Source organism: Dolichospermum sp. UHCC 0315A (genome assembly GCF_008121535.1).
GTDB classification, from domain to species: domain Bacteria; phylum Cyanobacteriota; class Cyanobacteriia; order Cyanobacteriales; family Nostocaceae; genus Dolichospermum; species Dolichospermum lemmermannii.
The window spans coordinates 1,902,338-1,927,370 of the sequence record NZ_CP043056.1 but is presented as its reverse complement, the minus strand read 5'-3'; the positions used below and the strand labels follow the sequence as shown (position 1 = coordinate 1,927,370).

General features: G+C 37.3%; 27 protein-coding genes and 1 pseudogene. 17 read left to right on the top strand and 11 right to left on the bottom strand.

Annotation, left to right across the window (positions count from 1 at the left end; genetic code table 11):
- The first annotated feature begins 78 nt into the window (after positions 1 to 78).
- Positions 79 to 384: a barstar family protein gene (locus tag BMF77_RS09265; RefSeq protein ID WP_148762332.1), complete on the top strand. Its 306-nt coding sequence runs from the start codon at positions 79 to 81 to the stop codon at positions 382 to 384.
- Between the two features lie 218 nt (positions 385 to 602).
- Here BMF77_RS09265 and BMF77_RS09260 read toward each other — a convergent pair whose 3' ends face one another.
- From BMF77_RS09260 to BMF77_RS09245, 4 genes are all read right to left on the bottom strand, one after another.
- Entirely contained in the window at positions 603 to 1,049 is a 447-nt protein-coding gene (locus BMF77_RS09260) for a type II toxin-antitoxin system VapC family toxin (protein ID WP_210422323.1), read from the bottom strand.
- Positions 1,046 to 1,387, bottom strand: a complete 342-nt coding sequence (locus tag BMF77_RS09255) for a hypothetical protein (RefSeq protein WP_052149784.1) — start codon at positions 1,385 to 1,387, stop codon at positions 1,046 to 1,048. Before BMF77_RS09255 ends, BMF77_RS09260 begins: the two co-directional genes overlap by 4 nt.
- 319 nt (positions 1,388 to 1,706) lie before the next feature.
- Entirely contained in the window at positions 1,707 to 2,006 is a 300-nt protein-coding gene (locus BMF77_RS09250) for a type II toxin-antitoxin system VapC family toxin (RefSeq protein WP_246863102.1), read from the bottom strand.
- Positions 2,003 to 2,431 carry a type II toxin-antitoxin system HicB family antitoxin gene (locus BMF77_RS09245; RefSeq protein ID WP_148762330.1) on the bottom strand — a complete coding sequence of 143 codons (429 nt, stop codon included), beginning with the start codon at positions 2,429 to 2,431 and terminating at the stop codon, positions 2,003 to 2,005. Before BMF77_RS09245 ends, BMF77_RS09250 begins: the two co-directional genes overlap by 4 nt.
- A 223-nt stretch (positions 2,432 to 2,654) precedes the next feature.
- On the opposite strand from BMF77_RS09245, the gene BMF77_RS09240 reads away from it, so the two are divergent.
- From BMF77_RS09240 to BMF77_RS09230, 3 genes are all read left to right on the top strand, one after another.
- Positions 2,655 to 2,960, top strand: coding sequence for a barstar family protein (locus BMF77_RS09240; protein WP_148762328.1), 306 nt, complete (start codon positions 2,655 to 2,657; stop codon positions 2,958 to 2,960).
- A 359-nt stretch (positions 2,961 to 3,319) separates the two neighbouring features.
- The gene (locus tag BMF77_RS09235) at positions 3,320 to 3,613 is read left to right on the top strand and encodes a hypothetical protein (protein ID WP_148762326.1); all 294 of its coding nucleotides are present in this window, start codon (positions 3,320 to 3,322) and stop codon (positions 3,611 to 3,613) included.
- Complete coding sequence (locus tag BMF77_RS09230; RefSeq protein WP_148762324.1) at positions 3,603 to 4,022, top strand: type II toxin-antitoxin system VapC family toxin; 420 nt, start codon at positions 3,603 to 3,605, stop codon at positions 4,020 to 4,022. The genes BMF77_RS09235 and BMF77_RS09230 overlap by 11 nt, the downstream gene beginning before the upstream one ends.
- A gap of 116 nt (positions 4,023 to 4,138) precedes the next feature.
- Here the strand turns inward: BMF77_RS09230 and hisIE are convergent, their stop codons facing one another.
- Positions 4,139 to 4,789, bottom strand: a complete 651-nt coding sequence (gene hisIE, locus BMF77_RS09225) for a bifunctional phosphoribosyl-AMP cyclohydrolase/phosphoribosyl-ATP diphosphatase HisIE (RefSeq protein ID WP_148762322.1) — start codon at positions 4,787 to 4,789, stop codon at positions 4,139 to 4,141.
- 137 nt (positions 4,790 to 4,926) lie between these two features.
- Here hisIE and hemL point away from each other — a divergent pair, with 137 nt between their 5' ends.
- From hemL to BMF77_RS09185, 8 genes are all read left to right on the top strand, one after another.
- Positions 4,927 to 6,225, top strand: a complete 1,299-nt coding sequence (gene hemL / locus BMF77_RS09220) for a glutamate-1-semialdehyde 2,1-aminomutase (RefSeq protein ID WP_148762320.1) — start codon at positions 4,927 to 4,929, stop codon at positions 6,223 to 6,225.
- An 832-nt stretch (positions 6,226 to 7,057) separates the two neighbouring features.
- Positions 7,058 to 8,662, top strand: a complete 1,605-nt coding sequence (locus BMF77_RS09215; RefSeq protein ID WP_148762318.1) for a serine/threonine-protein kinase — start codon at positions 7,058 to 7,060, stop codon at positions 8,660 to 8,662.
- Between the two features lie 316 nt (positions 8,663 to 8,978).
- Entirely contained in the window at positions 8,979 to 10,175 is a 1,197-nt protein-coding gene (locus tag BMF77_RS09210) for an ABC exporter membrane fusion protein (protein WP_148762316.1), read from the top strand.
- A gap of 131 nt (positions 10,176 to 10,306) precedes the next feature.
- Positions 10,307 to 11,482 carry an ABC transporter permease DevC gene (devC, locus tag BMF77_RS09205; protein ID WP_148766874.1) on the top strand — a complete coding sequence of 392 codons (1,176 nt, stop codon included), beginning with the start codon at positions 10,307 to 10,309 and terminating at the stop codon, positions 11,480 to 11,482.
- Between the two features lie 107 nt (positions 11,483 to 11,589).
- A complete protein-coding gene (locus BMF77_RS28965) occupies positions 11,590 to 11,778 on the top strand; it encodes a hypothetical protein (protein ID WP_371735612.1) in 189 nt (62 codons plus the stop codon).
- 21 nt (positions 11,779 to 11,799) lie between these two features.
- Positions 11,800 to 12,243, top strand: a complete 444-nt coding sequence (locus BMF77_RS09195) for a DUF2127 domain-containing protein (protein ID WP_148762314.1) — start codon at positions 11,800 to 11,802, stop codon at positions 12,241 to 12,243.
- 153 nt (positions 12,244 to 12,396) lie between these two features.
- Complete coding sequence (locus BMF77_RS09190) at positions 12,397 to 12,900, top strand: DUF4112 domain-containing protein (RefSeq protein WP_148762312.1); 504 nt, start codon at positions 12,397 to 12,399, stop codon at positions 12,898 to 12,900.
- A 16-nt stretch (positions 12,901 to 12,916) separates the two neighbouring features.
- Positions 12,917 to 13,852, top strand: coding sequence for an alpha/beta fold hydrolase (locus BMF77_RS09185; RefSeq protein WP_148762310.1), 936 nt, complete (start codon positions 12,917 to 12,919; stop codon positions 13,850 to 13,852).
- Here BMF77_RS09185 and BMF77_RS09180 read toward each other — a convergent pair.
- Positions 13,849 to 14,496, bottom strand: a complete 648-nt coding sequence (locus BMF77_RS09180; protein WP_148762307.1) for a transposase — start codon at positions 14,494 to 14,496, stop codon at positions 13,849 to 13,851. The genes BMF77_RS09185 and BMF77_RS09180 overlap by 4 nt on opposite strands.
- An 11-nt stretch (positions 14,497 to 14,507) precedes the next feature.
- Between BMF77_RS09180 and BMF77_RS09175 the strand changes: the two genes are divergently transcribed.
- The gene (locus BMF77_RS09175) at positions 14,508 to 14,900 is read left to right on the top strand and encodes a hypothetical protein (RefSeq protein WP_148762305.1); all 393 of its coding nucleotides are present in this window, start codon (positions 14,508 to 14,510) and stop codon (positions 14,898 to 14,900) included.
- A gap of 289 nt (positions 14,901 to 15,189) precedes the next feature.
- Here BMF77_RS09175 and BMF77_RS09170 read toward each other — a convergent pair whose 3' ends face one another.
- The 3 genes from BMF77_RS09170 to BMF77_RS09160 all read right to left on the bottom strand — a co-directional run bounded on the left by BMF77_RS09170 (position 15,190) and on the right by BMF77_RS09160 (position 18,246).
- Complete coding sequence (locus BMF77_RS09170; protein ID WP_148762303.1) at positions 15,190 to 15,609, bottom strand: hypothetical protein; 420 nt, start codon at positions 15,607 to 15,609, stop codon at positions 15,190 to 15,192.
- A 186-nt stretch (positions 15,610 to 15,795) separates the two neighbouring features.
- Positions 15,796 to 16,857 carry a D-alanine--D-alanine ligase family protein gene (locus BMF77_RS09165; protein ID WP_015083057.1) on the bottom strand — a complete coding sequence of 354 codons (1,062 nt, stop codon included), beginning with the start codon at positions 16,855 to 16,857 and terminating at the stop codon, positions 15,796 to 15,798.
- A 288-nt stretch (positions 16,858 to 17,145) separates the two neighbouring features.
- Positions 17,146 to 18,246, bottom strand: coding sequence for a response regulator (locus BMF77_RS09160; protein WP_148762301.1), 1,101 nt, complete (start codon positions 18,244 to 18,246; stop codon positions 17,146 to 17,148).
- Between the two features lie 239 nt (positions 18,247 to 18,485).
- On the opposite strand from BMF77_RS09160, the gene rpsB reads away from it, so the two are divergent.
- Together rpsB and tsf are read left to right on the top strand one after the other, a co-directional pair.
- Positions 18,486 to 19,259 (top strand): 30S ribosomal protein S2, encoded by a 774-nt coding sequence (gene rpsB, locus BMF77_RS09155; protein ID WP_015083055.1) that lies wholly within the window; start codon positions 18,486 to 18,488, stop codon positions 19,257 to 19,259.
- A gap of 380 nt (positions 19,260 to 19,639) precedes the next feature.
- Positions 19,640 to 20,584, top strand: coding sequence for a translation elongation factor Ts (gene tsf, locus BMF77_RS09150; RefSeq protein WP_148762300.1), 945 nt, complete (start codon positions 19,640 to 19,642; stop codon positions 20,582 to 20,584).
- Positions 20,585 to 20,746: 162 nt separating this feature from the next.
- Here tsf and BMF77_RS28605 read toward each other — a convergent pair whose 3' ends face one another.
- Positions 20,747 to 20,872, bottom strand: coding sequence for a hypothetical protein (locus BMF77_RS28605; protein ID WP_256370342.1), 126 nt, complete (start codon positions 20,870 to 20,872; stop codon positions 20,747 to 20,749).
- Positions 20,873 to 20,938: 66 nt separating this feature from the next.
- Between BMF77_RS28605 and BMF77_RS09140 the strand changes: the two genes are divergently transcribed.
- Positions 20,939 to 21,775 carry a hypothetical protein gene (locus BMF77_RS09140; protein ID WP_148762298.1) on the top strand — a complete coding sequence of 279 codons (837 nt, stop codon included), beginning with the start codon at positions 20,939 to 20,941 and terminating at the stop codon, positions 21,773 to 21,775.
- 227 nt (positions 21,776 to 22,002) lie between these two features.
- Entirely contained in the window at positions 22,003 to 24,468 is a 2,466-nt protein-coding gene (gene recG / locus BMF77_RS09135) for an ATP-dependent DNA helicase RecG (RefSeq protein ID WP_148762296.1), read from the top strand.
- Here recG and BMF77_RS09130 read toward each other — a convergent pair.
- Positions 24,442 to 24,969, bottom strand: a pseudogene (locus tag BMF77_RS09130) (chorismate-binding protein); the annotation flags it as partial. The gene recG and the pseudogene BMF77_RS09130 sit on opposite strands and share 27 nt — an antisense overlap.
- Positions 24,970 to 25,033: the final 64 nt, after the last annotated feature.

Below are 25,033 nucleotides of genomic sequence, written 5' to 3'. Positions count from 1 at the left end.
TTATCATCCTGTTAATCCTTTAATCCTGGACATCCTGATTCTGACAATTTTACTAACCTATTTCCTCACCATAAATCTATGAATCATAAAGTTTTTTATCTTGATGGTAAAAAAATCAATAACAAACAAACATTTTTAAAACAAGCTGCTGAAGCAATGGAATTTCCTACATACTTCGGTGCTAACTGGGATGCTTTTGATGAATGTATCACCGATTTAACATGGTGTCCGGCTCAAAGATATGTGATATTATATGATCATGCTGATATCTTTGCTCAAGCTGAACCGACACAGTACCAAATAGCATTGGATATTTTAAATTCAGCCAAAGAATACTGGGAAGCTAATAATATTCCTCTGAAGTTTTTAGTTATTAACAAATAGGTAAAGTTACATTTTCACTATTTGGAGATTTTTTGTTGTGGTTGTCAGAATCAGGATAACCAGGATTTAAGGATGTACAGGATTGTAGTTTGTAGATTTTCTGTAAATGTTTAATGATTATAAATTATGATTTAGAGAAAAATATATTTTCTATCATTCACAAAAACCTATATTTTCTAAAAAACATCCTGTTAATCCTGGTAATCCTGATTCAGACATTATTCACTAATACTCCAATCTTCTAAACGCAAATTAGGAACTTTTTCAAAATCTTTAAAATTACGAGTTACTAAAACCCCATTCACTGATAATGTAATTGCAGCAATGCGTAAATCTTGAGTACCAACGCGGATTTTTTGCTTAACTAATTCAGTGTAAATATTACCCGCAGCTTCGCTAAAATGTAGGACATTTAGACTATTTATGTCTTCTAATGTATCCTCTAACCTAGCATAAGCTAAAACTAATTCATTCGCTGATTCACACCTGTTAATAATATTCAGTCTTCCCCGTAGTTGTTCTGTAGCGGTGATAATAGTTATGGCAATATTTTCAGGATTGAACATAGTTAATCGCTGTCTAATTAATGAATTGCCTCTCTGTAATAAAGATAGATGATCTGTATCTAATATTCTTAAATTATCCACTTCTTTATTAACCTTCATTCATTAATTGCATCTAGTTCACGACGATATTCTTCTATATATTCTAGCATTTGATCGAATTGCGGATCATCCTTATATTTACCCGCTATTTTTAGCCAAGGATTTTCTGTTTTTGGTGCGACAATCTCTAAAGTCACAATCTTAGCATTTCCTAAACGAACTTGCAAAATTTTATCTAATTGTTCTATTGCTTCCGTTTCTGTATTCCCTAAACCTTGACATTCTGGTAAACTTAATAATGTCGCTTTAACCGTGCCATCTTCTTGATTTTCAATTAACACATCATAAGTTAACTTGGGTGCAATTGTGGAAAGAGCATTTTTAACAGCTAAAATCATGATATTTTTACTCTTCTAACTCTGAGTTAATTATAACACAATACTTGAAGAAAGTTAAAATTATCATCTACATGATTTTAAGATTTATAGAATTTTATTAGCAATCGTCCATTCTATATTTTATCATCCTGTTAATCCTTTAATCGGTGGACATCCTGATTCAGACAAAAAATATCCTGAAAATCCTCAGAGTAAATTAATTCTCTAGCTTCCTTAATAAAGCCACAAAACCAGCTTGAACAAAATGAATATCAGCCGTTACAGCATAAATTAAACCCTGTTCTTTCATAACAACAAATGAGATACAATCTGTTAGACCCTAACTTTTATCTTGACGAGTGTGATAAAGTTCCAGCGCACGCATAAGAAGCGATGAATCTACACTAACGACTTTGATATTATCTGTTTGATAACACTGATTAATAAACTGAACTGATGCTGTGCGGTTCACTGCACTTAAAGCATTACCAACTTCTATCAAAACGGCTTCTGTTATCCATACTTCAACGGCATTTTTCACCCTTGGTAATAATGCTTTTGCTTGAGTATGGTATTGATCATTCTTATTTAGTAGAGCCTGAATAAATACCGTATCTAAAAATAGTCTTTCCTGATTCATTCTCTGATCTCATTGTCCTGTTTAGGATTACCATATAAATAAAAATCATGTTGACTTGACCAATCACTTGGTGCTTCAATAGTTCCTGTTAATGCCTCTAGCACGTCCCAAGCATTACCTTCAGCTTCTATATCTTCTAGTATTTCACCAAAAAGAGGATTATCCTTGTGCATTCCTGAAAATTTCAGCCAAGGATGTTCTGTTTTATCTGGTTCAATTTCTAAAGTTACTATTTCTGGTTTTCGTGCTTGAAAAAGCTGAATAAGATTATTTAATGCTTCCTCTTTATTCGCACCTAAACCTTGACATTCTGGTAAACTTAATAATGTCGCTTTCACAGTGCCATCTTCTTGGTTTTCAATTAACACATCATAAGTTAACTTGGGTGCAATTGTGGAAAGAGCATTTTTAACAGCTAAAATCATGATATTTTTACTCTTCTAACTCTGAATTAATTATAACACAATACTTGAACAAAGTTAAAATTATCATCTACATGATTTTAAGATTTATAGATTTTTATTAACAATCGTCCATTTTATATTTTATCATCCTGTAAATCCTCTAATCGGTGGACATTATCTTGACTTCGCTCGATAACCACCTGATTCAGACAATTTTGCTAACCTATTTCCTCACCATAAATCTATGAATCATAAAGTTTTTTATCTTGATGGTAAAAAAATTAATAACAAACAAACATTTTTAAAACAAGCTGCTGAAGCAATGGAAATTCCTCCATACTTCGGCGCTAACTGGGATGCTTTTGATGAATGTATCACCGATTTAACATGGTGTCCGGCTCAAAGATATGTGATATTATATCATCATGCTGATATCTTTGCTCAAGCTGAACCGACACAGTACCAAATAGCATTGGATATTTTAAATTCAGCCAAAGAATACTGGGAAGCTAATAATATTCCTCTGAAGTTTTTAGTTATTAACAAATAGGTAAAGTTACATTTTCACTATTTGGAGATTTTTTGTTGTGGTTGTCTGATAGCGTAGCGTGGCGCAAGCCATATCAGGATAACCAGGATTTTAGGATGTACAGGATTGTTATTTGTAGATTTTCTGTGAATGTTTAATGATTATAAATTATGATTTAGAGAAAAATATATTTTCTATCATTCACAAAAACCTATATTTTCTAAAAAACATCCTGTAAATCCTCTAATCTTGGATATCCTGATTCAGACAAATAACATCCTGTGAATCCTTAAATCCTGGATATCCTGATTACGACATTAAACTTTTAACAAATTTATGCTAAAATAATTAACTAAGCACCATTAGGATATTTTCCAATTATGCAAGTAACAATTGATTTACCAGATAAATTAACAACAAAAATCATAAATCAATGGGGTAATTTACCACAAAAAATCCTGAATAATCTTGTATTAGAAGCATTTCGAGAAAGATTAATTGATTTTGATGAACTAAAAGATTTACTAAACTTTCCTTCTGACACTGAACTCAAAAAATTTTTAATCCAAAATAATATTCTCCATTCCGCAGGTTTACTTAATTTATATGGTGCTTGTGCTGATATTGATTTTGCAACGGATGATGATTTAATTGAGGTTATTAATGAAAAATAATTCTTTAATTTATTTACTAGATACGAATGTTTGTATCATGTATCTCAAGGGTAAATCTCTCAGCATTAATCATCATCTTGATAATTTAGAACCTGAAAAAATTGCGGTTTGTTCTGTAGTCAAAGCTGAATTATTTTATGGTTCTATGCGTAGTAATAATCTTCAAAAAGCCATAGCTGTACAAAAAATATTCATAGAACAATTTGTTTCTTTACCTTTTGATGATGAATGTGCAGAAAATTATGGCAAAATTCGCGCTGATTTAGCAAATTCTGGAACTCCTATTAGTTCAAATGATATACAAATTGCTTCTATTGCTTTAGTGAATAATCTAATTTTAGTTACTCACAATGTCAGGGAATTTAAACGAGTTAAAGGGTTACAAATTGAAGATTGGGAAATTGTCTGATAGTGTAGCACAAGCTATATAAAGTTACCTTTTCACTATTTGGAGATTTTTTGTTGTGGTTATCCTGATATGGCTTGCGCCACGCTACGCTATCAGACAATTATTCATAAATTCGCCTATTTCCTTCTTTCTTGCAACTTCCGATAAACTGCTTTTAAATCAACCTGATGATGCGCTAAGGCTACAAGAGTATGATAAAATAAATCTGCAACTTCACCAGCAATTCCATCGGCATCATCATCCTTGCAGGCCATAACTACCTCCGCGCTTTCCTCACCAATCTTTTTCAAAATCTTATTATCACCACCAGCCAATAACTTGCAGGTATAAGAATCTTCATTGGGGCGATCGCGGCGATCGCAAATTACCGCAAACAATTGTGATAAACTATCCCCTGGTGGTGGTGTCACCGTGCCATCAACCTGATGAAAACAACTACGTTCTCCAGTATGACAAGCTACATCACCCAACTGCTCCACCCCGATTAACAGAGCATCACTATCACAGTCATAACGAATAGTTTGTACCTTCTGAATATGTCCAGAAGTCGCGCCCTTGTGCCAAAATTCCTGCCGGGAACGACTCCAAAACCAAGTTTCCCCAGTGTCCAAAGTCCTTTGCAACGATTCCCGATTCATCCAAGCCATCATTAACACAGTTCCATCCAAATAATCTTGGATAATTGCCGGCACTAAACCCTTGTCATCGTAGCGAATTTTTTCCACAGGGATAGCAGATGAAAGCGATTTCAGTTCAGAAGAAGACATACCAGTTAATTTACAATAATTCTTTGACTCAAGATACCATTTTCAGCTAATCCCATACCAGAGAAATTCACAAGCAACTTTTCACCCTATCCTAAGATAGAAGCTCAATTTTAATCACCACCTCATAGGAGATACCCTTGGTAAACACCACAATTAAAACCACAAAATCACAAGAAATCTTTGCTGCTGCTCAAAACCTGATGCCCGGAGGAGTCAGTTCTCCCGTTCGCGCTTTTAAATCCGTCGGTGGACAACCCATCGTATTTGATCGTGTTAATGGCGCATATATTTGGGATGTAGACGGCAACAAATACATTGACTATGTTGGGACTTGGGGACCTGCTATTTGTGGTCATGCTCATCCAGAAGTCATATCCGCACTACACGCAGCCCTAGATAAAGGCACAAGTTTTGGCGCTCCCTGCGCTCTTGAAAACGTTTTAGCCGAAATGGTCATTGATGCCGTTCCTAGCGTCGAAATGGTCAGATTCGTTAACTCTGGAACAGAAGCTTGTATGGCGGTATTACGCCTGATGCGAGCCTTTACAAATCGAGAAAAATTGATCAAATTTGAAGGCTGCTATCACGGACACGCAGATATGTTCCTGGTCAAAGCCGGTTCTGGTGTTGCTACCCTGGGTTTACCCGACTCCCCAGGAGTACCAAAATCCGTCACAGCCAACACCTTAACCGCGCCTTTCAATGATTTGGAAGCCGTAAAAGCCTTATTTGAACAAAACCCCCAGGAAATCGCCGGAGTTATTCTTGAACCCGTAGTTGGTAACGCTGGTTTTATTACCCCTGATGCTGGTTTCCTAGAAGGACTACGGGAACTTACTCAAGAATATGGGGCATTATTAGTATTTGATGAAGTCATGACAGGCTTCCGCATTGCCTACGGTGGCGCACAAGCCAAATTTGGTGTTACCCCCGACTTAACTACAATGGGTAAAGTCATTGGTGGTGGTTTACCCGTCGGCGCTTATGGTGGCCGCCGTGAGATTATGTCAATGGTTGCCCCCGCAGGCCCAGTTTATCAAGCGGGGACTCTTTCCGGTAATCCTTTAGCCATGACAGCGGGAATTAAAACCCTGGAACTACTCAACAAACCCGGTACTTATGAGTATTTAGAAAAAATTACCAAGCAGTTAGCTGATGGATTGCTAAAAATCTGTGCAGATACGGGTCATGCTGCCTGTGGTGGTCATATTAGTGCCATGTTTGGGCTATTCTTCACCGCTGGACCTGTGCATAACTATGAAGATGCCAAAAAGGCAGATACAGCTAAATTTGGTCGTTTCCATCGCGGAATGTTAGAGCATGGTATTTACCTAGCCCCATCTCAATTTGAAGCTGGTTTTACTTCTTTAGCACATACTTCCGAAGATATTGAACAGACATTAGCTGCTGCTAAAGAGGTGCTATCTAATCTGTAAATATGTAAGAGGCAAGAGTCACCAAATAGAACGAAAGGCACGGAAGCCACTTGGCAATAGATGCGTGGAGGAAGTGCCAACGGCGAATTTATTCGCGGTGACATGATAGAATTAATTAGCAAGTAGGAATAACCATCAGCGCAAAGAAGTGTTTTATTAAGGAGAAACCCCTGATTTATCTCGTCTCGGCATAGCTGTAGCCTGGGTAAGCAAGCAATGGTAAACCATGGAGCGTTTAACATTAAAAATTGATGGACTCACAAAAGCAGCAAAAAAAACAAAAGTAAGCGCAATTGCAATACCTGTCGTACTGGTAGTTGCCTTGAGCGTCTAGGAGGATAATTGACTATCCTTTTTAAGCAGGTCTTAAAGAATCTGCGTGTCTTTAGACCGCAGAGTGTCAACAGTGACGATTAGTGTTATACTATTTTTAACAGGAAGGGTAATCAACCTGTCTAAAAACCTAACTGCCTGACGGCTTTTCTGTACCTTAACAATTAAATCTATGCGGTTCTACTGCATTGTTCTAGTTTCCTCCTAGCAGTAGGTAAAAGATTTATAGGAACTAGACGAATGAGGATTTTGAAACTTTCTCGTTTCAAGCTAAACAGGACTTGCAGTCATGCAACTACGGTCGGGCAGACCGAAAGTTAACCCTTCGGCTTCGCTCAGGGTTAAAGCCGAGCGGAGTCGAGGCTTTAACGCTTGGGGAGAGTCCCACCTCGCTCGCTAGATAACGCAAGGAATCTAGTTTAAGTGGTCTCGTCGAACCAAGAATCCCCGTGTCTTTAGACCGGGGAGTGTCAATCATCGTGCAATGAGTTAATAGTGCATGAGCTACTGCGTAAATCCGACTTGTCCCGATCCCAAAAATTCAGCATCTGTTCAAACTTGTCAAGCCTGTGGCTCGCAACTATTGTTGCGTGATCGCTTTCGGCCGATGAAACCAATTGCTCAAGGTGGTTTTGGGGCAACATTTTTAGCAATAGAAGAAAAGCTGCCAGGGAAAGCTCCTTGTGTAATTAAGCAATTACGTCCATCAAGTACGACTCCGTACATATTAAAAATGGCACGGGAGCTATTTGCCAGAGAAGCGGAAACTTTAGGTAAGATCGGTAATCATCCGCAAATACCCAGGCTGCTGGACTATTTTGAAGATAACAATCAATTTTATTTAGTTCAAGAATATGTGAGCGGTTTTACGCTCCAGCAAGAAGTGAAAAAAAATGGAGTTTATAGTGAAACCGGAGTCAGACAATTTTTAAGTGAAATCATGCCCTTGCTGCAATATATCCACGAGCAACAGGTAATTCACCGTGATCTTAAACCAGCTAACTTAATTCGTCGTTCTCAAGATGCCAGATTGGTACTAATTGATTTTGGTGCTGTCAAAAACCAATTTAGTCAAGTCACAACCAGTCAATCAGAACAATCAGCTTTAACAGCTTATGCGATAGGGACTCCTGGTTTTGCACCCCCAGAACAAATGGCGATGCGTCCGGTTTATGCCAGTGATATCTATGCAGTAGGAGTGACTTGTATTTATTTGCTGACTGCCAAAATTCCTAAAGATTTAGAATACAATCCCACCACAGGGGACATGATGTGGGAGCATCTGGTAGACATCAGCGACCATTTGACCAATGTATTAAAAAAAATGTTGGAGGTAACAGTACGCAATCGCTATCAGGTAGCACAAGACGTACTCAAAGCTTTGGACATGGAGCCATATTTAGATAGTTTAGCCCAAGGATTACTATCCAAACCCTCCGGCTCTGCATCAACACAGAACAATTCAAATTCTGGTATTGATTCTATTAATTATACTCGTGCTAACAATGATAGTGTAGTAAAATTAGCTGCATCTATTCGAGCTAGAAAAGACAAAACACCAGGAGGAATGGAATGGAAACATGGACAAACTCAGGGTGGAGAATTTGCATCTAAATCAGCCCCAAAATCAGCAGCTAGAGATGTAAATTATCATGGTGATCCATTCGCTGCGCTAACATTAGATTCCCAAAGTCTAATAGCAGCCTATGAAAAAGGACGACGAGATTTTGCTGGCTACAATTTTATTCGCTTGATTGTGGTTAATTCTAACTTATCAGCAGCTAATTTTTATGCTGCTCAATTTCATAAATCCAATTTTCAAGGAACTAATCTTCACAATACCGACTTTGGGAGAGCAAGTTTAAAAGAAGCAAATTTCAAAGATGCGGATTTAAGCAAGGCTTATTTTAGTAATGCTGATTTAGAAGCAGCAGACCTCAGCGGTGCAAACCTCAGCCGAGCTTATCTCAGTCAAGCTAATCTGCGGGGAGCTAATTTGTCTGGAGCTAATCTTACTGGTGCTAAAATAACTGATGACCAATTGGCTGTAGCTAAGACCAATTGGCTCACAGTGCGTCCAAATGGGAAACGGGGTTTGTTTTAATTGATAAAACTTAAACTGTCAGTATTTACGTTTTTTATCAGAAATTAAGAGTGAATTTAAATTAAATCATTTTGTCAAAAACATACTATTTTTATTAAAACTGTCATTGGTTAACCATCTGACTTTCCATTCTGGCATATTATCTCTAAATGTTCGTTTCTGTCAAAAATCTAGAATTGATTTGTCATCTGTAATGCAATAAATTGACTAAACCGATTTTGTCTAGATATACATTTTTAGGTTTTCCAGGATTACGTTTTCTACCTCATATTTTTCATTAACTAATTTTGAAACAGCACTGAAAAGGTATGCAGTTGTGCAAAACCACAAGCTACAAGGTTCATTATCTTCTCAGTCTATTCTCCGATTAGCTATAGCTATTGCTATGCTGGCATCTTTATCTGTGGCTAGTATTAGTGTTTTTATTGTCCTAAAATTTCGGGATATAGATAATCAAAAATTAGCAACTGCTGCGATCGCAATACCAGAGATAAAAACAGTCACAGCCCTAGGTAGAATTGAACCAGAGGGGGAAGTAATTAAATTATCAGCACCTGTATCTGGAGAAGGAAGTCGAGTCGAAAAGATATTAATTCAGGAGGGAGATATGGTCAAAGTAGGACAGACAATTGCTATTTTAGATAATAGCGATCGCTTGCAAGCAGAATTAACAGAAGCCAAGGCAGAAGTGAGGATAATTCAATCTAAAATAGCTCAAATTCAAGCAGGTGTTAAACAAGGAGAAATTACGGCTCAAAAAGCGATAATTGACAGATTAACTGTAGAAAGTCAAGGTGATATTGATACTCAAAAAGCAACTCTAGAAAAATTGCAAGCAGAATTACTCAATGCTGAATCTGAAAATAAACGTTATCAAGAATTATATACAGAAGGGGCAATTTCTGCGTCTCAAAGAGATAGTAAAAGCTTGAATGTAGAAACGGCTAAAAAAAGTCTTGAAGCGGCACAATCACAATTAAAAAAGCTGGAATTAAGTAGCCAACAACGAAAAAAGGAAGCTTCAGCAACACTAGATCAGATTTCTGAAGTTAGGAAAGTAGATGTAGAAGCTGCAATAGCCGAATTAAATCGGGCAGAAGTATTAGTGAAAAAAGCTACTATTAATCTCCAGAAAGCTTATGTAAAATCTCCTCAAAATGGACAAGTATTTGAAATCCATACCCACCCAGGAGAATTAATTACTAATAATGGCATTGCTGACATTGGTAAAACCAGTCAAATGTATGTAATTGCTGAAGTTTACGAAAGTGATATTACCAAAATTCTTCAAGGTAAACAGGTGCGGATAGTTGGTGATATTTTTCCTCAAGAATTGCAAGGAAAAGTAGAAAGAATCGGTTTACAGGTAAGCAAGCAAAATCTCACTAATACAGATCCTTCTAGCAATATTGATAACAGAATAGTCAAGGTTCATATCCGACTAAATACAGCTTCCAGTCAGCAAGCAGCTAAATTTACTAATATGCAAGTTAAGGTAATTATTAGTCTTTAGTTAGTTGTCAGTTGTTAGTAGGGGCGAAGCATTTGGAAGATAAATTATCGGTCATTGCCAAAAATAGTTCTCCAAATGCTTCGCCCGTACAGTTGTCAGTTGTTAGTTGTTAGTTGTCAATTATCATTCCTATGATTAGTATTTTTCAACAATTTCGACGACGAACTCCTTTGGGTTGGTTGCAACTTACTCATGAAAAAAGTCGTTTATTCGTAGCAATATCAGGTATTGCTTTCGCTGATGTTCTTATGTTTATGCAGTCAGGCTTTCAAACTGCTTTATATGACAGCAATACTAGATTACATCGCAGTTTACAAGCTGATATTATTCTCATTAGTCCCCAAGCCCGTAGTTTACAAAGTATGTCTATTTTTTCCCGGAGACGACTTTATCAAGCAATGGATATACCGGGGGTGAAATCGGCTGAAGCTATGTATTGCAATCATATTATTTGGAAGAATCCCCAAACACATTTGGAAACCGGAGTCTTAATTATTGGGATAAATCCAGATCAACCAGCTTTTGATTTACCAGAAATTAATCAACAATTACAGAAGATTAAATTACCAAATACAGTTTTATTTGATCGGGCAGCCAGAGGAGAATATCAACAAGCAATAAAGAAAATTCAAGAAGGTAAAACTGTCACAACTGAAATTAATGGTAGCACAATTACTATTGGTGGTTTATTTAAACTTGGTGCTTCCTTTGCCGCTGACGGTAGTTTAATTACCAGTGCAAATAACTTCTCCCAAATCTTTGCCAGGCAGCCTACAAGTAGTGTGAGCATCGGTTTAGTTAAAATCAAACCAGGTTATAAAACTGACCAAGTTGTTGCCCAATTAAAGGCTTATTTGAAAGATGATGTTAAGGTTCTCACCCATCAGGAATTTATTGAACTTGAAAATAACTTTTGGAGGAGCAATTCTCCCATTGGGTTTATTTTTAATCTCGGTGTATCAATGGGATTTGTGGTTGGAGTAATTATTGTTTATCAAGTTCTTTCCACAGATGTTAATGCCCATTTGCGAGAATATGCAACTTTTAAAGCCATCGGATATCGTCATTTTTATTTACTAACTATTATTTTTGAAGAAGCTTTAATTTTAGCAGCTTTGGGATTTTTCCCAGGGTTAGCCGTATCTTTAGGACTTTATCAGCTAACCCGAACAGCGACAAATTTGCCCATGTATATGACCATAATTCGTGGTTTACAAGTGCTATTATTAACTATAATTATGTGTGCTATTTCCGGAGTAATTGCTACTAATAAACTCCAATCTGCGGATCCTGCGGATATGTTTTAATTGCTAGTTTACTTGCTTTCGTACTGGCAGCATATTATTATACCGAAATTTCCCAAGTTATCTTGTTTTGGGTGGCATTTGTTCTGACTTGACCATTTGGGGCAACACTGGGGGATATTCTCACCAAACAACATGAGAAAAGCGGACTCGGTTATGCTACTATTGGCTCGTCTATAGTCCTGCTGTCAATACTTGGAGTCTGTGTTCTGTTGACAACTATCAAACCGAAAAGCAAGGGTTTTACACACCCTACTTATTTTTATGAAGGATACAAAAATCAAACCGAATTTCTATAAATCATCAATAATCAAAATTTAATGAATAAAAAGCGTCCTCCTGGTTTAGTGGCAATCGTTATCTATAAGGGATTTGTTGCTTTACTATTAGCGGCAACATCCCTCGTTTTACTTTTAGCTTTGAAAAATCATGAAGCTCTAATTATGCTCTCTCAATCCTATGTTTTAGAAGGAAAACTGGAGATAATTGAATGGCTTTTAGAAAAAGTCATTAATATCAAAAGTTCAACTTTAAAATTTAGTGGTATGGCTGCGGGAATTTATGCTTTAGTTACCGCAATTGAATCTGTAGGTTTATGGTATGAGAAAACCTGGGCAAAGATATTAGTTATTGGATTAGTTGGTATTAGTATTCTTCCCGAAATATTTGAGTTAATTCAAGGCTTGACAGTTTTGAAAATGTTAGTTTTCATAGTTAATATAGCTGTATTATGGTACTTATTTAGACATTTTTCTAAACATTAATTAAGCAAAAATGTTGATAATATAAACCGATTCGACAATTATCAAAGAATAGTTAATCTAGCTACAATTTTATTAAGCAAATATGAAAAAATTTTAGTTAGATAAATGAGATAATAGAAAAGTTGATCATCAAGTCATCGAAAATTATTAATAATGCCTAATTCTTCCGAACAGTTTTCAATTACACCTGATGCTTATGCACCTCGATTAAAGCGTCTACGTCAATTTAGTAAGGTATTAGATAATATAATTACCGTTCCGGGAACACAAGTAGGAATTGGTTTAGATCCTATTATTGGATTACTTCCCATAGGAGGTGATGCTTTAGGACTCATACTTTCATTTTATATTATCATTGAAGCTGCACAATTAGGCGTACCTACAGCCACATTAGGCAGGATGGTAATGAATGTAATTGTTGATTCCTTAGTTGGGGCTATTCCCATGTTAGGAGACTTGTTTGATTTTGCGTGGAAAGCTAATAATTACAATATTATTTTATTGGAAGAATCTTTAAAATCTCCTCAGCAAAATCAAAAAGCAGATAAATCATTTATCCTCATTTTTGCTGTGGGTTTATTTCTACTGGCTATTGTCTTAATATCCATCCCCGTGATATTACTAAGAATATTATGGCAAGTCTTCACTGGTAATTAAATTATCCTATAAAATTATGAAAGATTGGTGGCAAGATAATTTTCCTCAAGGACGGCAATATCTCGTTATTCCTGATGCTCAAGGTTATCCAATTCAAATAGCTTATGGTGAAAAAGGTCGAGGTAAACCGCTAATTCTATTACATGGTTTAGGCAGTTGGAGTTATAATTGGCGACATAGTATTGAACCATTATCTCAACATTTTCGGGTAATTTGTTGTGATTTTAAAGGTTTTGGTTTTTCCGAAAAGCCTGTATCTCGTCGAGAAGAAAATGGACATCAAATTATTGAATTAAAACGCATTATTCAAGCTTTATGTGATGAACCACCCATAATAGTAGCAGAATCTATAGGAGCATTAATTTCTTTAGGATTAGCTGGTAAAAATCCTGATTTAATCGGACGTTTAGTAGTAATTAATGCCCCTATTTTTACAGAAAGCTTACCTCATTGGTCTATGGGTTTACTGGCACAAACACCAATAGAGATTATCCATGCAGTTGATAATTTACGTCTCGCATATTGGTTTGCACCTTTAGTTAGAAAAGTTATGGGAACAGAAAGACGAAAGGTATTGTATGATCCTTCCCTGTTAACAGAGGAAGATATTTACTGGATTACTTACCCATTTATTGAAATTCCGGGAACTTTGGTAAAAGTTGCGGAAGATCTACAAATTGCTGCTCAAGAAATTGAGAGTTTGCGAACAAATCAGCCAAGTATGTTGAGTAATATTCAAAAAAATCTCAAAAATATTGAATGTCCAACTTTGGTATTATGGGGAGATCAAGATAGTTGGTTTCCTGCTAGTCATGGGGAAAAATTACATCAACATCTTCCCAATTCTCGGTTACAAATTTTGCAAAATTGCTATCATGATGCCTCAACTGGTTCTTCTACTGTTGTGAATGCCGCAATTTTGGAGTTTTTAAAAGATACCAATTTCTTTTAAATAAATCTGATTGGATTTTTATTAGATAATAATTGCATTGTCTGAAAATTAGCAGGATTTTCCTGATCTTTTACCCAATTTATCGGATTGTTGACAATGTATTCACGAATATTATTTAATGCTTCTTCATTGCGGATAATATGTTCATAATAATTACGCTGCCAAATTACATTTCCTTTAGCTTTATTCATCCGATTAATTTGGCGTGTAGAAACTGATTTATAATTTTGAGTTATTGCCGCCAAAGATTGTGGTTTTGTCCCATTAATTTTAACTGTTTCACCCGTATAGACTGTAGGGGCGAAGCATTGGCTTGATAAATTTTGTTGTTGTGAAAAATCTTGATTTGCCAATGCTTCGCCCACCACCTCAGAACTATCAATGATAATAATCCCATGTAAATGATTGGGCATGATCACAAATTCATCTAACTCGACATTTTTAAAATATCGAGGAATAGATAACCAAGAACCCCTTGCTATCTCGCCATTTGTATTTAATTTTATTTCACCATCTACAATTTCACCAAATAAACAATTACGTTGATGGGTGCAAATGGTGACAAAATATGCTCCCTGTTGAGTATAGTCGTATCCTTTTAATCGGATGGAACGGCGGTGGTGAATATTGGAATTGTAGGGCATAAATTTAATAGATGGATTTCTTTGTCATTTCTATGGGAAAGGGTGAAGCATTCGCCAATATAGTTTATCTGTTTGTTCCATATTTTTCTCGTGGAAAGGGTGAAGCATTCGCCAATATAGTTTATCTGTTTGTTCCATATTTTTCTCGTGGAAAGGGTGAAGCATTCGCCAATATAGTTTATCTGTTTGTTCCATATTTTTCTCGTGGAAAGGGTGAAGCATTCGCCAATATAGTTTATCTGTTTGTTCCATATTTTTCTCGTGCGAATGCTTCACCCCTACACAAAATAAAAAGAGAGTGGGAGGAGGCATACCAAAAGCCTGAAATCTCCCACTCTACATTTACTGCTGTAGCGTTTAGAAATATATACAAATACTGTCAAGTCATTTGGGGGGTAATGTAGCAAAAACAGTATCTATATGCGGTTAATATTCCCATTGCAGCAAATGTCAAACCTGATTATTGTGATTATTTTTGACTCCATCAATGGTCAATCAATTATTTGTAAATCATTGTTATTTATGCTTGAAAAATGTTAGCATAAACTCTGGTACTGCATGAAAAAAATCAATATGTAGTAGCCTCTAATAGCCACAATATTGAATTTGTTTATCTTGCATCAATGTAACTTAGGTAATTAAAACTTGGTTGCCAAGTTGGCACTTTCTTAAAGATCTTGTGTTTACAAGTTTCTAGAGGAATCGTGAATCTTGTCTGTCTCTGACAAATTCTGCATTGGTATTGAGGGGATAGATTTTCTCTGGTGGCGAAATTATGAGCAAATTTTTGCTGTCAGATGGAAAATTTGGGGATTTATGACGTTTCTGCGAGGAAAATTTTTGACTATTGCGAGTGCGTTGAATAGCTTTTGTGCCTTCTCTTGAGTTTTGCAGTAGGTAGAAAATTACAAAAGAACCACTAGAACAGCAGAAGATAACTGCAATTATCAACCATAAAGGTAGAGGATTACTCGGATCGGAAAATGTGGAAATGGTTGATTGTACAGGGATAAGTGGGGTTTCTTTTTGTTCTTTTTGTGGTACATAGCTAATATAACTCAGTTGATGATATGCAAAAATTGCAACTCCTATAGGAATTAGGAACAAACTCAAGAACCAGATCCCAGGGTACTTTATCAGTAGATTTACTAAAAAAACTCTAATAAATCTATTTTTTTTAAACTCTTGCTCATTATCCATCACGTTAATCACATCAATCACGCAAATCATTGTTTAGACAAGAGGAAAATATTTATTTTCCCTCTTTACCTAATCCGCTATCTTCTCTCCCTAATCCCCTTAATTAATTGGAGAATGTCTTGAAATTGCTAGTAGAATTAACTGATCTACTAATTTGGCAAAGGGTATATCCGTATTAGCCCAGAGTTGGGGATACATACTTGTAGAGGTAAAACCTGGAAAAGTATTAATTTCGTTGATGAAAATTTCTCCCGTAGCTTCCACATAAAAAAAGTCTACTCTGGATAACCCAGCCGCATCAACAGCCGCAAAAGCTTGTAAAGCCATATCTTGAATTTGTTGTGCTACCACCTCTGGTAAGTTTGCAGGAATGAATAAATCGGCTTTCCCTGGGGTATATTTAGTTTCGTAATCGTAAAAATCACTCTCAAAGGTAATTTCACCAATGACGGAAACTCTGGGGTTGTCGTTACCTAAAACTGCACATTCAACTTCTCTGGCCACAACTCCAGCTTCGACAATAATCCGTCTGTCATGGGTGGCTGCATTATCTAAAGCTGTTTCTAATTCTTGACGCGATCGCACTTTAGCAATTCCTACCGATGAACCTAGATTAGCAGGTTTGACAAAACAGGGATAGCCTAATGCAACTTCAATTTCATCACACAATTTGGGAAATACACAAGCATTTGACCAAACTTGCGCCCTCGTCACAGCTTTATATTTTACTTGAGGTAGTCCCGCTTGGGCAAAGGCCATTTTCATGGCAATTTTATCCATTCCCATTGCTGAACCCAATACCCCAGACCCAACAAAGGGAACTTGGGTTAAAGTCAATAAACCTTGAATTGTACCATCTTCGCCATTGGGACCGTGAAGAACGGGAAACCAAAGCTCAACTTGGGCAGTTTCGGGCGGGAATTGCCATAAATTAGGAGTTATGGAGGGGATTTCTTGGGGAACACCAGATGTTAAAACTTGTTGTGCAACTTCTCCTGCTTGCCAAACACCATCTTTTTGGATATAAAAAGCCAAAATTTCGTATTTATTAGCATTTTCTTCTAAACTGAGGGCTTGAGCGATCGCCCGTGCCGAAATTATTGAAACTTCATGTTCTCCAGAACGTCCACCAAACAGTAAACCCACCCGTAGCTTAGTCATTTTTTTCTATATCTCCACAAATCCACAATTTCCATTATAGGGAAAATGCCGAAAACCCTGGCATCTTCTTCTGTTCCCTGTTCCCGGCGTTGCTGATTAAGGGTATGAATTTTAGTCTCACGCAAAGGCGCAAAGACGCAAAGGTAAGGGTTTTAAAGGTTCAATTTGGGAATTTCATACCTCAATTCAGCAACCCCCCTGTTCCCTTCCCAAAATGTTCGATATAGCTTTGAATATATTCTCAATGTTCTCTCTTGCTTTTCTAGTCAAGTCTATGACCAAAATTTCTTAAAATTTCGGCTGAGGAAGCACAATTCTCATAATAGTTTGCGCCCCATAGATACTCTCAATGGAAAACTCTCCTCCATGTAGTTCTACCAATCTTTTAGCAATTAATAATCCTAAACCAGAACCTTGTTGTTCATACATTTTACGTTCAAACTGGACATAAGCCCCAACATTATTAATTTGCTCCTGAGTCATACCACGTCCATAGTCAATTACATACAAATGAAAGGCATTATTATGACTATTTCCGACAATCTTCACTGGTGTATTAGGCAGAGAGAATTTAAAGGCATTCTCAATTATTTCTTCAGTAATTTTAGCTATTTTTGCAGGAGATATTTGCGCCATACCATCTGAGATATCAATCGTTAAATCAGCTTCTCTATCAGCTTTTTTGGCAATTTCCCCAGCTACACTTTCAACTATTGATGTGACAAAAGTTTTAACTCCATTATTTCTCAGTGCTGCTACTTTTTCCGGGTTAGATGCTAATAACTCCAGGTCTGCATACATGATAAAATTCATAGTTAATCTATGCAAGCGTTGACCAGCTTTATGAATATGTTGTAGCATTTCTAATATTTCTGCCTGGTCAAATTCTCCATAGTTTGCCATCAATAATTCTGATATTCCTATAATATGACTGAGAGGGGTATTAATTTCATGGGGTAGTGAATTAGTAATAGAACTGCGTAAATTATCCAATTTTTCCTGAGTTTTTTGCTCAAATATTGCTTGTTTATTCAGTCTGGTAGCGATCGCTTGCAATAATTGATTAGAATTAAAAGGCTTTGTTAAATAATCATCAGCACCAAGTTCCATCCCTTTACGTAAATCTGACCACTCTGATTTAGCAGTTAAGAAAATTATAGGAATTGTTGCAGTATCACTATGCTGACGCAGTTGAGTTAATACATCATAGCCATCTAACTCAGGCATCATTAAATCGCAAATTATCAAATCAGGATGTTTATCTTTAGCCAACTCTAAACCCTGTAACCCATTTTCTGCAACTAATGTATCAAAATCTGACAAGTGCAATATCTGCCTAAGATTGTTTCTGATTTGAACTTCATCTTCAATAATTAAAATTGTATTCATATAGTTTTTTATCGTAATCAAATGTTAACTATATTACTAAATTAGCATGATTTTTAGCTCTTTCAGTATCCTTAAAATAATGATACGGAAAATAAAAAATCCCAGTTCACCACAAAATTCAATATATTTGTGTTACCCTAGTACAGTTGTCTAAAATCCGCACATCTGGGAATTCGGGTGTTTCTTAAATTGAGAAATGCACCTAGATGGAGGTTTAACCCGAATAGGAGTAACAAAATATGCCAGTAGTTTCCTTGGCTCAAATGATGGAGTCAGGTGTTCACTTTGGTCACCAGACCAGACGTTGGAACCCTAAAATGGCTCCTTATATCTACACCTCACGAAATGGTGTACATATCATTGACTTGGTACAAACAGCCCAGTTGATGGATAACGCGTATAATTATATGCGGACCCAATCCGAGCAAGGTAAAAAATTCCTGTTTGTTGGTACTAAGCGCCAAGCAGCCGGAATTATTGCCCAAGAAGCCCTCCGTTGTGGTTCTCACTACATTAACCAACGTTGGTTGGGTGGAATGCTCACCAACTGGGCAACGATTAAAACCAGAGCCGAGCGTCTCAAAGATTTAGAGCGGAGAGAAGAAACCGGCGCACTGGATTTATTGCCAAAGAAAGAAGCCTCTATGCTGCGTCGGGAAATGACGAAGCTACAAAAATACTTGGGCGGCATTAAAAACATGAGGAAAGTTCCCGATATCGTGGTTATTGTTGACCAGAAGCGGGAATATAACGCAGTTCAAGAATGCGAAAAATTAGGTATTCCCATTGTGTCCATGTTGGATACAAATTGTGATCCAGACGTTGTGGATATTCCTATCCCAGCCAACGACGACGCAATCAGATCCATTAAGCTAATTGTTGGTAAATTAGCAGATGCTATCTACGAAGGCCGTCACGGTCAACTAGAAGCAGAAGAAGATTACGATGATTATGCTGACGAAGATTATGAATATGATGAAAGTGATAGCACTGAATCTGAAGGCGAAGCATAAGTAGTCTGGCAAACAAGTAGGGGTTTAGCAGCTCTCATTGGTGTCAACTTAGGCTAGGGATAACTTATTTGTTTGGCTGCAACATTCCCGCCCAGAACTTAAGTTCCGGTCTAAAAACTAAAGTGCGTTAAAACGCACTCTGGTTAACTCAAAATCAATAATTATCCTATTTACGCTAAAATAGTCGGTTTTAACCGACTTTAGCTTTTAGACAGGGAATTTATTCCCCGGCTTCAAGGGACTGCTTTACCCCTACATCCATACTACAGATTGGGATATTTTTTTTGATTGGAAGTCTCTTAAATGATTTTCAAATGAGTCCTGATCGTCTGATAATCTTGAATAATATTTGTATCTGTCAAGTTAAGAATTGAGGCAATATGGCGGAAATATCTGCGAAACTCGTCCAAGAGCTACGCCAAAAAACCGGTGCTGGCATGATGGACTGCAAAAAGGCACTGAAGGAAAATAATGGCGATGTCGAAGAATCCATAACCTGGCTACGGCAAAAAGGTATTGCTAAAGCTGACAAAGGAAGCGCTCGCATCGCCGCAGAAGGTCTAGTAGACACTTACATTCAGCCCGGTGGTCAGGTAGGTGTACTCATAGAGGTAAACTGCCAAACCGACTTTGTTGCCCGTAACGACGCTTTTAAAGCCTTGGTTAAGAACTTGGCACAACAAGCTGCAACCACTGATAGTGTAGAGTCTTTATTGGCTCAACCCTATCTTGAAAAGTCCAGTGTCACTGTTGATGAATTCATCAAAGAAACAATTGCAACTCTTGGTGAAAATATTCAAGTTCGGCGCTTTGTGAATTTCTCTCTCACCACTGATACACCAGGAATAGCAGATAGCTATATTCATACTGGTGGTCGTGTTGGTGTATTATTGGAATTGACCGCTCAAAGTGCTTCAGCCGCTGCTAATGAAGAGTTCCAAAGTTTGGCTAAAAATGCAGCAATGCAAGTTGCCGCTTGTCCCAACGTTGAATACGTTAGCGTAGACCAAATCCCTGCCGAAATTGTCACCAAAGAAAAAGACATCGAAATGGGTAAGGACGACTTAGGCAATAAACCAGAGAACATCAAAGAAAAGATTGTTCAAGGTAGAATTGATAAGCGCCTCAAAGAAATGACTTTACTAGATCAACCTTATATCCGTGATCAAAGTATTTCGGTAGAAGAATTGGTGAAACAAGTAAAATCCAAAGTTGGCGAAGAAATTCAAGTTAGTCGCTTTGTGCGCTATGTACTCGGTGAAGGCATTGAAAAGAACGAAATGAGCTTTGCTGATGAAGTTGCTGCCCAAATGGGTGCTAAGTAATTTTGTGATTAGTCAGTGGTCAGTTGTCAGTGGTCAGTTGTTAAGAATATATACTTAATAATTGGTTGTTGATTATGGACTTTTATTTTTAGACTAATAACTATTCCCATTTACAGGCCAGCGCGTTCTGCGTGGCCTGTATTTTATTTAAATGATGATTATTTATTCAAAATCCGTATATTTGTAATACAGAAAGCAACTAACAACTAACAACTTGACAACTGACAACTGTACGGGCGAAGCATTTGGAGAACTATTTTTGGCAATGACCGATAATTTATCTTCCAAATGCTTCGCCCCTACCGACTACTGACAACTGACAACTGACAACCGACAACTAATTAGCTTAAAGTTATGACAAGAGCAATTGAACGGATAGAAAAAGATATTACTGAATTAAAAGAGGCGATTAGGGCGATCGCTCACGAACTCAATTTAGCCTATACTAAATATATAAATACCTTGGGATCAGCCTTACAAAAACAATTGATTTTGGCTAGTTATTACCTGTGTACCCAAGGGTATCCTGATGAATTTCTGAACTTATCACTAAATCAACGGCAAAAATTACAACAAAGCCTTCGTAAATTAAGTCAACAAGCCGCTAAAGAATTAATTAGTTATATTCAACCTCCAGAAGTTACCCAAACAGAAGCAGTTGTAGAAATTGAGGAGGAAGAAGAAAACGAAGAAAACGAAGAAAACGAACAACAACCTCAAGCATTAGATCCTTCTAACCCCATAGAACTAGTTGAATGGCAACAAAATTTAGAAGAAGAGATTCAAGAAACTTTAAAAAAAGTCTCCCAATCAGCTAATATCTTCATCCAAAAAACAGGGGTTTTACCCAAAAAACTACCAGAACCGATTTTAGTCGCTGCCACCGCTGCTGCTGCTTCTTCAGAAGCTTCTAGTAATATGATGCCCAGCCCTCCCAATTTATTAAACTTAGTCATAGAAATTAGTAATGAGGAAGATTCCGAAGATTCTAGCCTCACTCAGATTATGGCTATTCACTTACGACTAGGAGAAATAGAATTTGCTGAAGCAACACTATTGTCAGAACGCAAGGCAGTTCGTAATATTTTAATGCAATTGAATAAACTCGGACGAGAATATGAAAAAAGACAACGAGAACTTAAAATTGCTGAAGCTGAAGCCGCTTGGCGTGCCAGTTGGTTTGAGGATTAGTACCGCAGGGCGGAATGAAAAGTGCAAAATTAAAAATTAGAACCTGTATAGGTTATTGAAAATATATATCTATTAAAACTACATACTCCCTTGACAACTAACAACTGACAACTGTACGGGCGAAGCATTTGGAGAACTATTTTTGGCAATGAGCGATAATTTATCTTCCAAATGCTTCGCCCCTACTGACAACTAACAACTAACAACTGAAAACTGACAATTAACCAATGACTAATGAAATGCCCGATTGGATAAGATTACATAAAGCCTTAGCATTTGAGGCAGAAAAAGGCTTTATAGATTTAGTAGGTAAGCAATATCGCTTTAGTGAATTTCTTTGTTTGACTTTTGGTAATTTCCCAACTGCTTTACCACCAAAAGAAAGACTCCGCTGGCATCAAGTAGGAATGCAATTTGCCAATTATCCAAATTTAACATTACCAGAAAGACAACATTTAGTAGCAGAAGTTAGAAGATATCTAAATCAACTTCAACAAGAACTAGAAACAGAAGGACCCCAAATAAATTACGAATCTAAAAATCAACATCCCACAACTCCAATTGTTGCCGAAGTTAGTAAAAGACTAGCACCAACACTGGATAAACAACTGAGAGATTTACCAGAAATTGGGATTAGAAAATCCGAGAATTTAGGGCGATTAAATTTATATACAGTCCGTGATTTACTATTTTATTATCCTCGTGATCATATTGATTATGCCCGTCAAGTAAATATTAGTGACTTAGAAGGAGGAGAAACAGTAACTATCATAGCGACGGTAAAACGGTTTAATTTTTTCACCAGTCCTAAAAATAAGAAATTATCAATTTTAGAATTAATCCTCAAAGATAATACTGGACAAATTAAAGTTACCCGTTTTTATGCAGGTGCGCGTTTTAGTAGTCGTGGTTGGCAAGAAAGTTTAAAACGCCTATATCCTGTAGGTAGTATGTTAGCAGCTTGTGGATTAGTAAAAGGTGGTAAATATGGTTTAACTTTGGATAACCCAGAATTGGAAGTTTTGGCAAATCCAGGAGATACCATTGATTCTCTCACTATTGGGCGAGTTGTTCCCATTTACGCCCTGACTGAAGGAGTAATGGCTAATACAGTCAGACAGGCAATGATGATCGCTTTAACAGCAGCAGTGAATTTAAAAGATCCTTTACCTAAAGGTTTACGGGAAAAATATGCTTTGATGGAATTGAAAGATGCAATTCCTAATATTCATTTTCCTAAAGATAGTGACTCCTTAAAAATCGCTCGTCGTCGGTTAGTATTTGATGAATTTTTCTACTTGCAACTAGGCTTATTGCAACGGCAAAAAAAAGCGCGAGAAATTCAAACTAGTGCCATACTTGCACCCACAGGTAAATTATTAGAAGAATTTAACGAAATTCTCCCTTTTCAACTGACCGGCGCACAACAACGAGTTGTTAATGAAATTCTCACCGATTTACAAAAACCTGTAGCCATGAATCGCTTAGTTCAGGGTGATGTTGGTTCAGGGAAAACTGTGGTTGCTGTTATTGCTATTTTGGCAGCAATTCAATCAGGTTATCAAGCGGCGTTAATGGCTCCCACGGAAGTATTAGCAGAACAGCATTATCGTAAGTTAGTTAGTTGGTTTAACTTACTACATTTGCCTGTGGAATTATTAACAGGTTCGACAAAAATAGCCAAAAGGAGAGAAATTCATTCTCAGTTAGAAACAGGTGAGCTACCTTTATTAGTCGGGACTCATGCCTTAATTCAAGATAAAGTTAATTTTCAACGTTTGGGCTTAGTTGTCATAGATGAACAGCATCGTTTTGGGGTACAACAACGGGCAAAGTTACAGCAAAAAGGCGAACAACCTCATGTTTTAACCATGACAGCTACGCCCATTCCTCGGACTTTGGCATTAACTGTACATGGGGATTTAGATGTTAGCCAAATTGATGAATTACCACCGGGAAGACAACAAATTAAAACCACAATGTTAAGTGGTCAACAACGTCCCCAGGCTTACGATTTAATCCGTCGAGAAGTTGCCCAAGGTAGACAAGTTTATATAGTTTTGCCTTTGGTAGAAGAATCGGAAAAATTAGATTTACGTTCGGCTGTAGATGAACATCAAAAGTTACAAGAAAGTGTTTTTCCTGATTTTCGAATTGGGTTATTGCATGGACGCATGACTGCAGCCGAAAAAGAAGCAGCAATTCACAAATTCCGCGATAATGAAACTCAAATTATCGTTTCTACCACTGTGATTGAGGTGGGAGTGGATGTTCCTAATGCCACTGTGATGCTGATTGAACACGCGGAAAGATTTGGTTTATCACAATTGCACCAATTACGGGGGCGTGTGGGACGAGGTGCAGCGCAATCCTATTGTTTATTAATGAGTAGTTCTAGAAGTCCTGATGCTCAACAACGCTTGAAAGTGTTGGAACAGTCCCAAGATGGTTTTTTTATCTCGGAAATGGATATGCGGTTTCGCGGTCCTGGGGAAGTGATGGGAACTCGCCAATCAGGTGTAGCGGATTTTACTTTGGCTAGTTTGGTGGAAGATGAGGACATTTTGCTGTTAGCACGACAAGCAGCGGAAAAGGTGATTGAGATGGATGCAAGTTTAGCGCGTTGGCCATTAATGCAGGATGAGTTGAAGTATAGGTATGAGCGGCTAATGGGTGGCGCGATTTTGACGTAAAATCTTAGTTATCAATGTTGGCACTCCCCCCCAATTATTGAGGGGAATACAAATAGCAGGTGGTAGATCCGTAAACGCACATATCCCTGTTGTAAATTGTTCGCACTTAGGGATTGCCACAATGCTTTGATAATTGCTGCCATTTGTTGTGATCATCATTGCCTGAATCAATGCCTTAGCTTTCAGCATTATTTCGTGAAACTCCATTTGGGGATCAGAAAGTGCCACAATACCACCGCCAACACCAATCGAAGTTTGTTCTGGGGTCAGGACAGCGGTACGAATGACAATATTTAAATCGGCTGAACCATTCAAACCCAAAAAGCCGATTGCCCCTGAGTATACGCCCCGTGCTTCTTGCTCTAATCGATCAATAATTTCCAGGGTTCTAATCTTAGGTGCGCCAATCATAGAACCCCCAGGAAAGGCGTTCCGAATGCAGTCTACGGCACTCATATTAGCTCGTAATTGACCGCGAATTGTCGTCACTAATTGATGTACCCCACATTCCGCACCCCAAAATGTTACAGAGGGAAATTACGGAGATGAAAATCAAAGGGAGCAT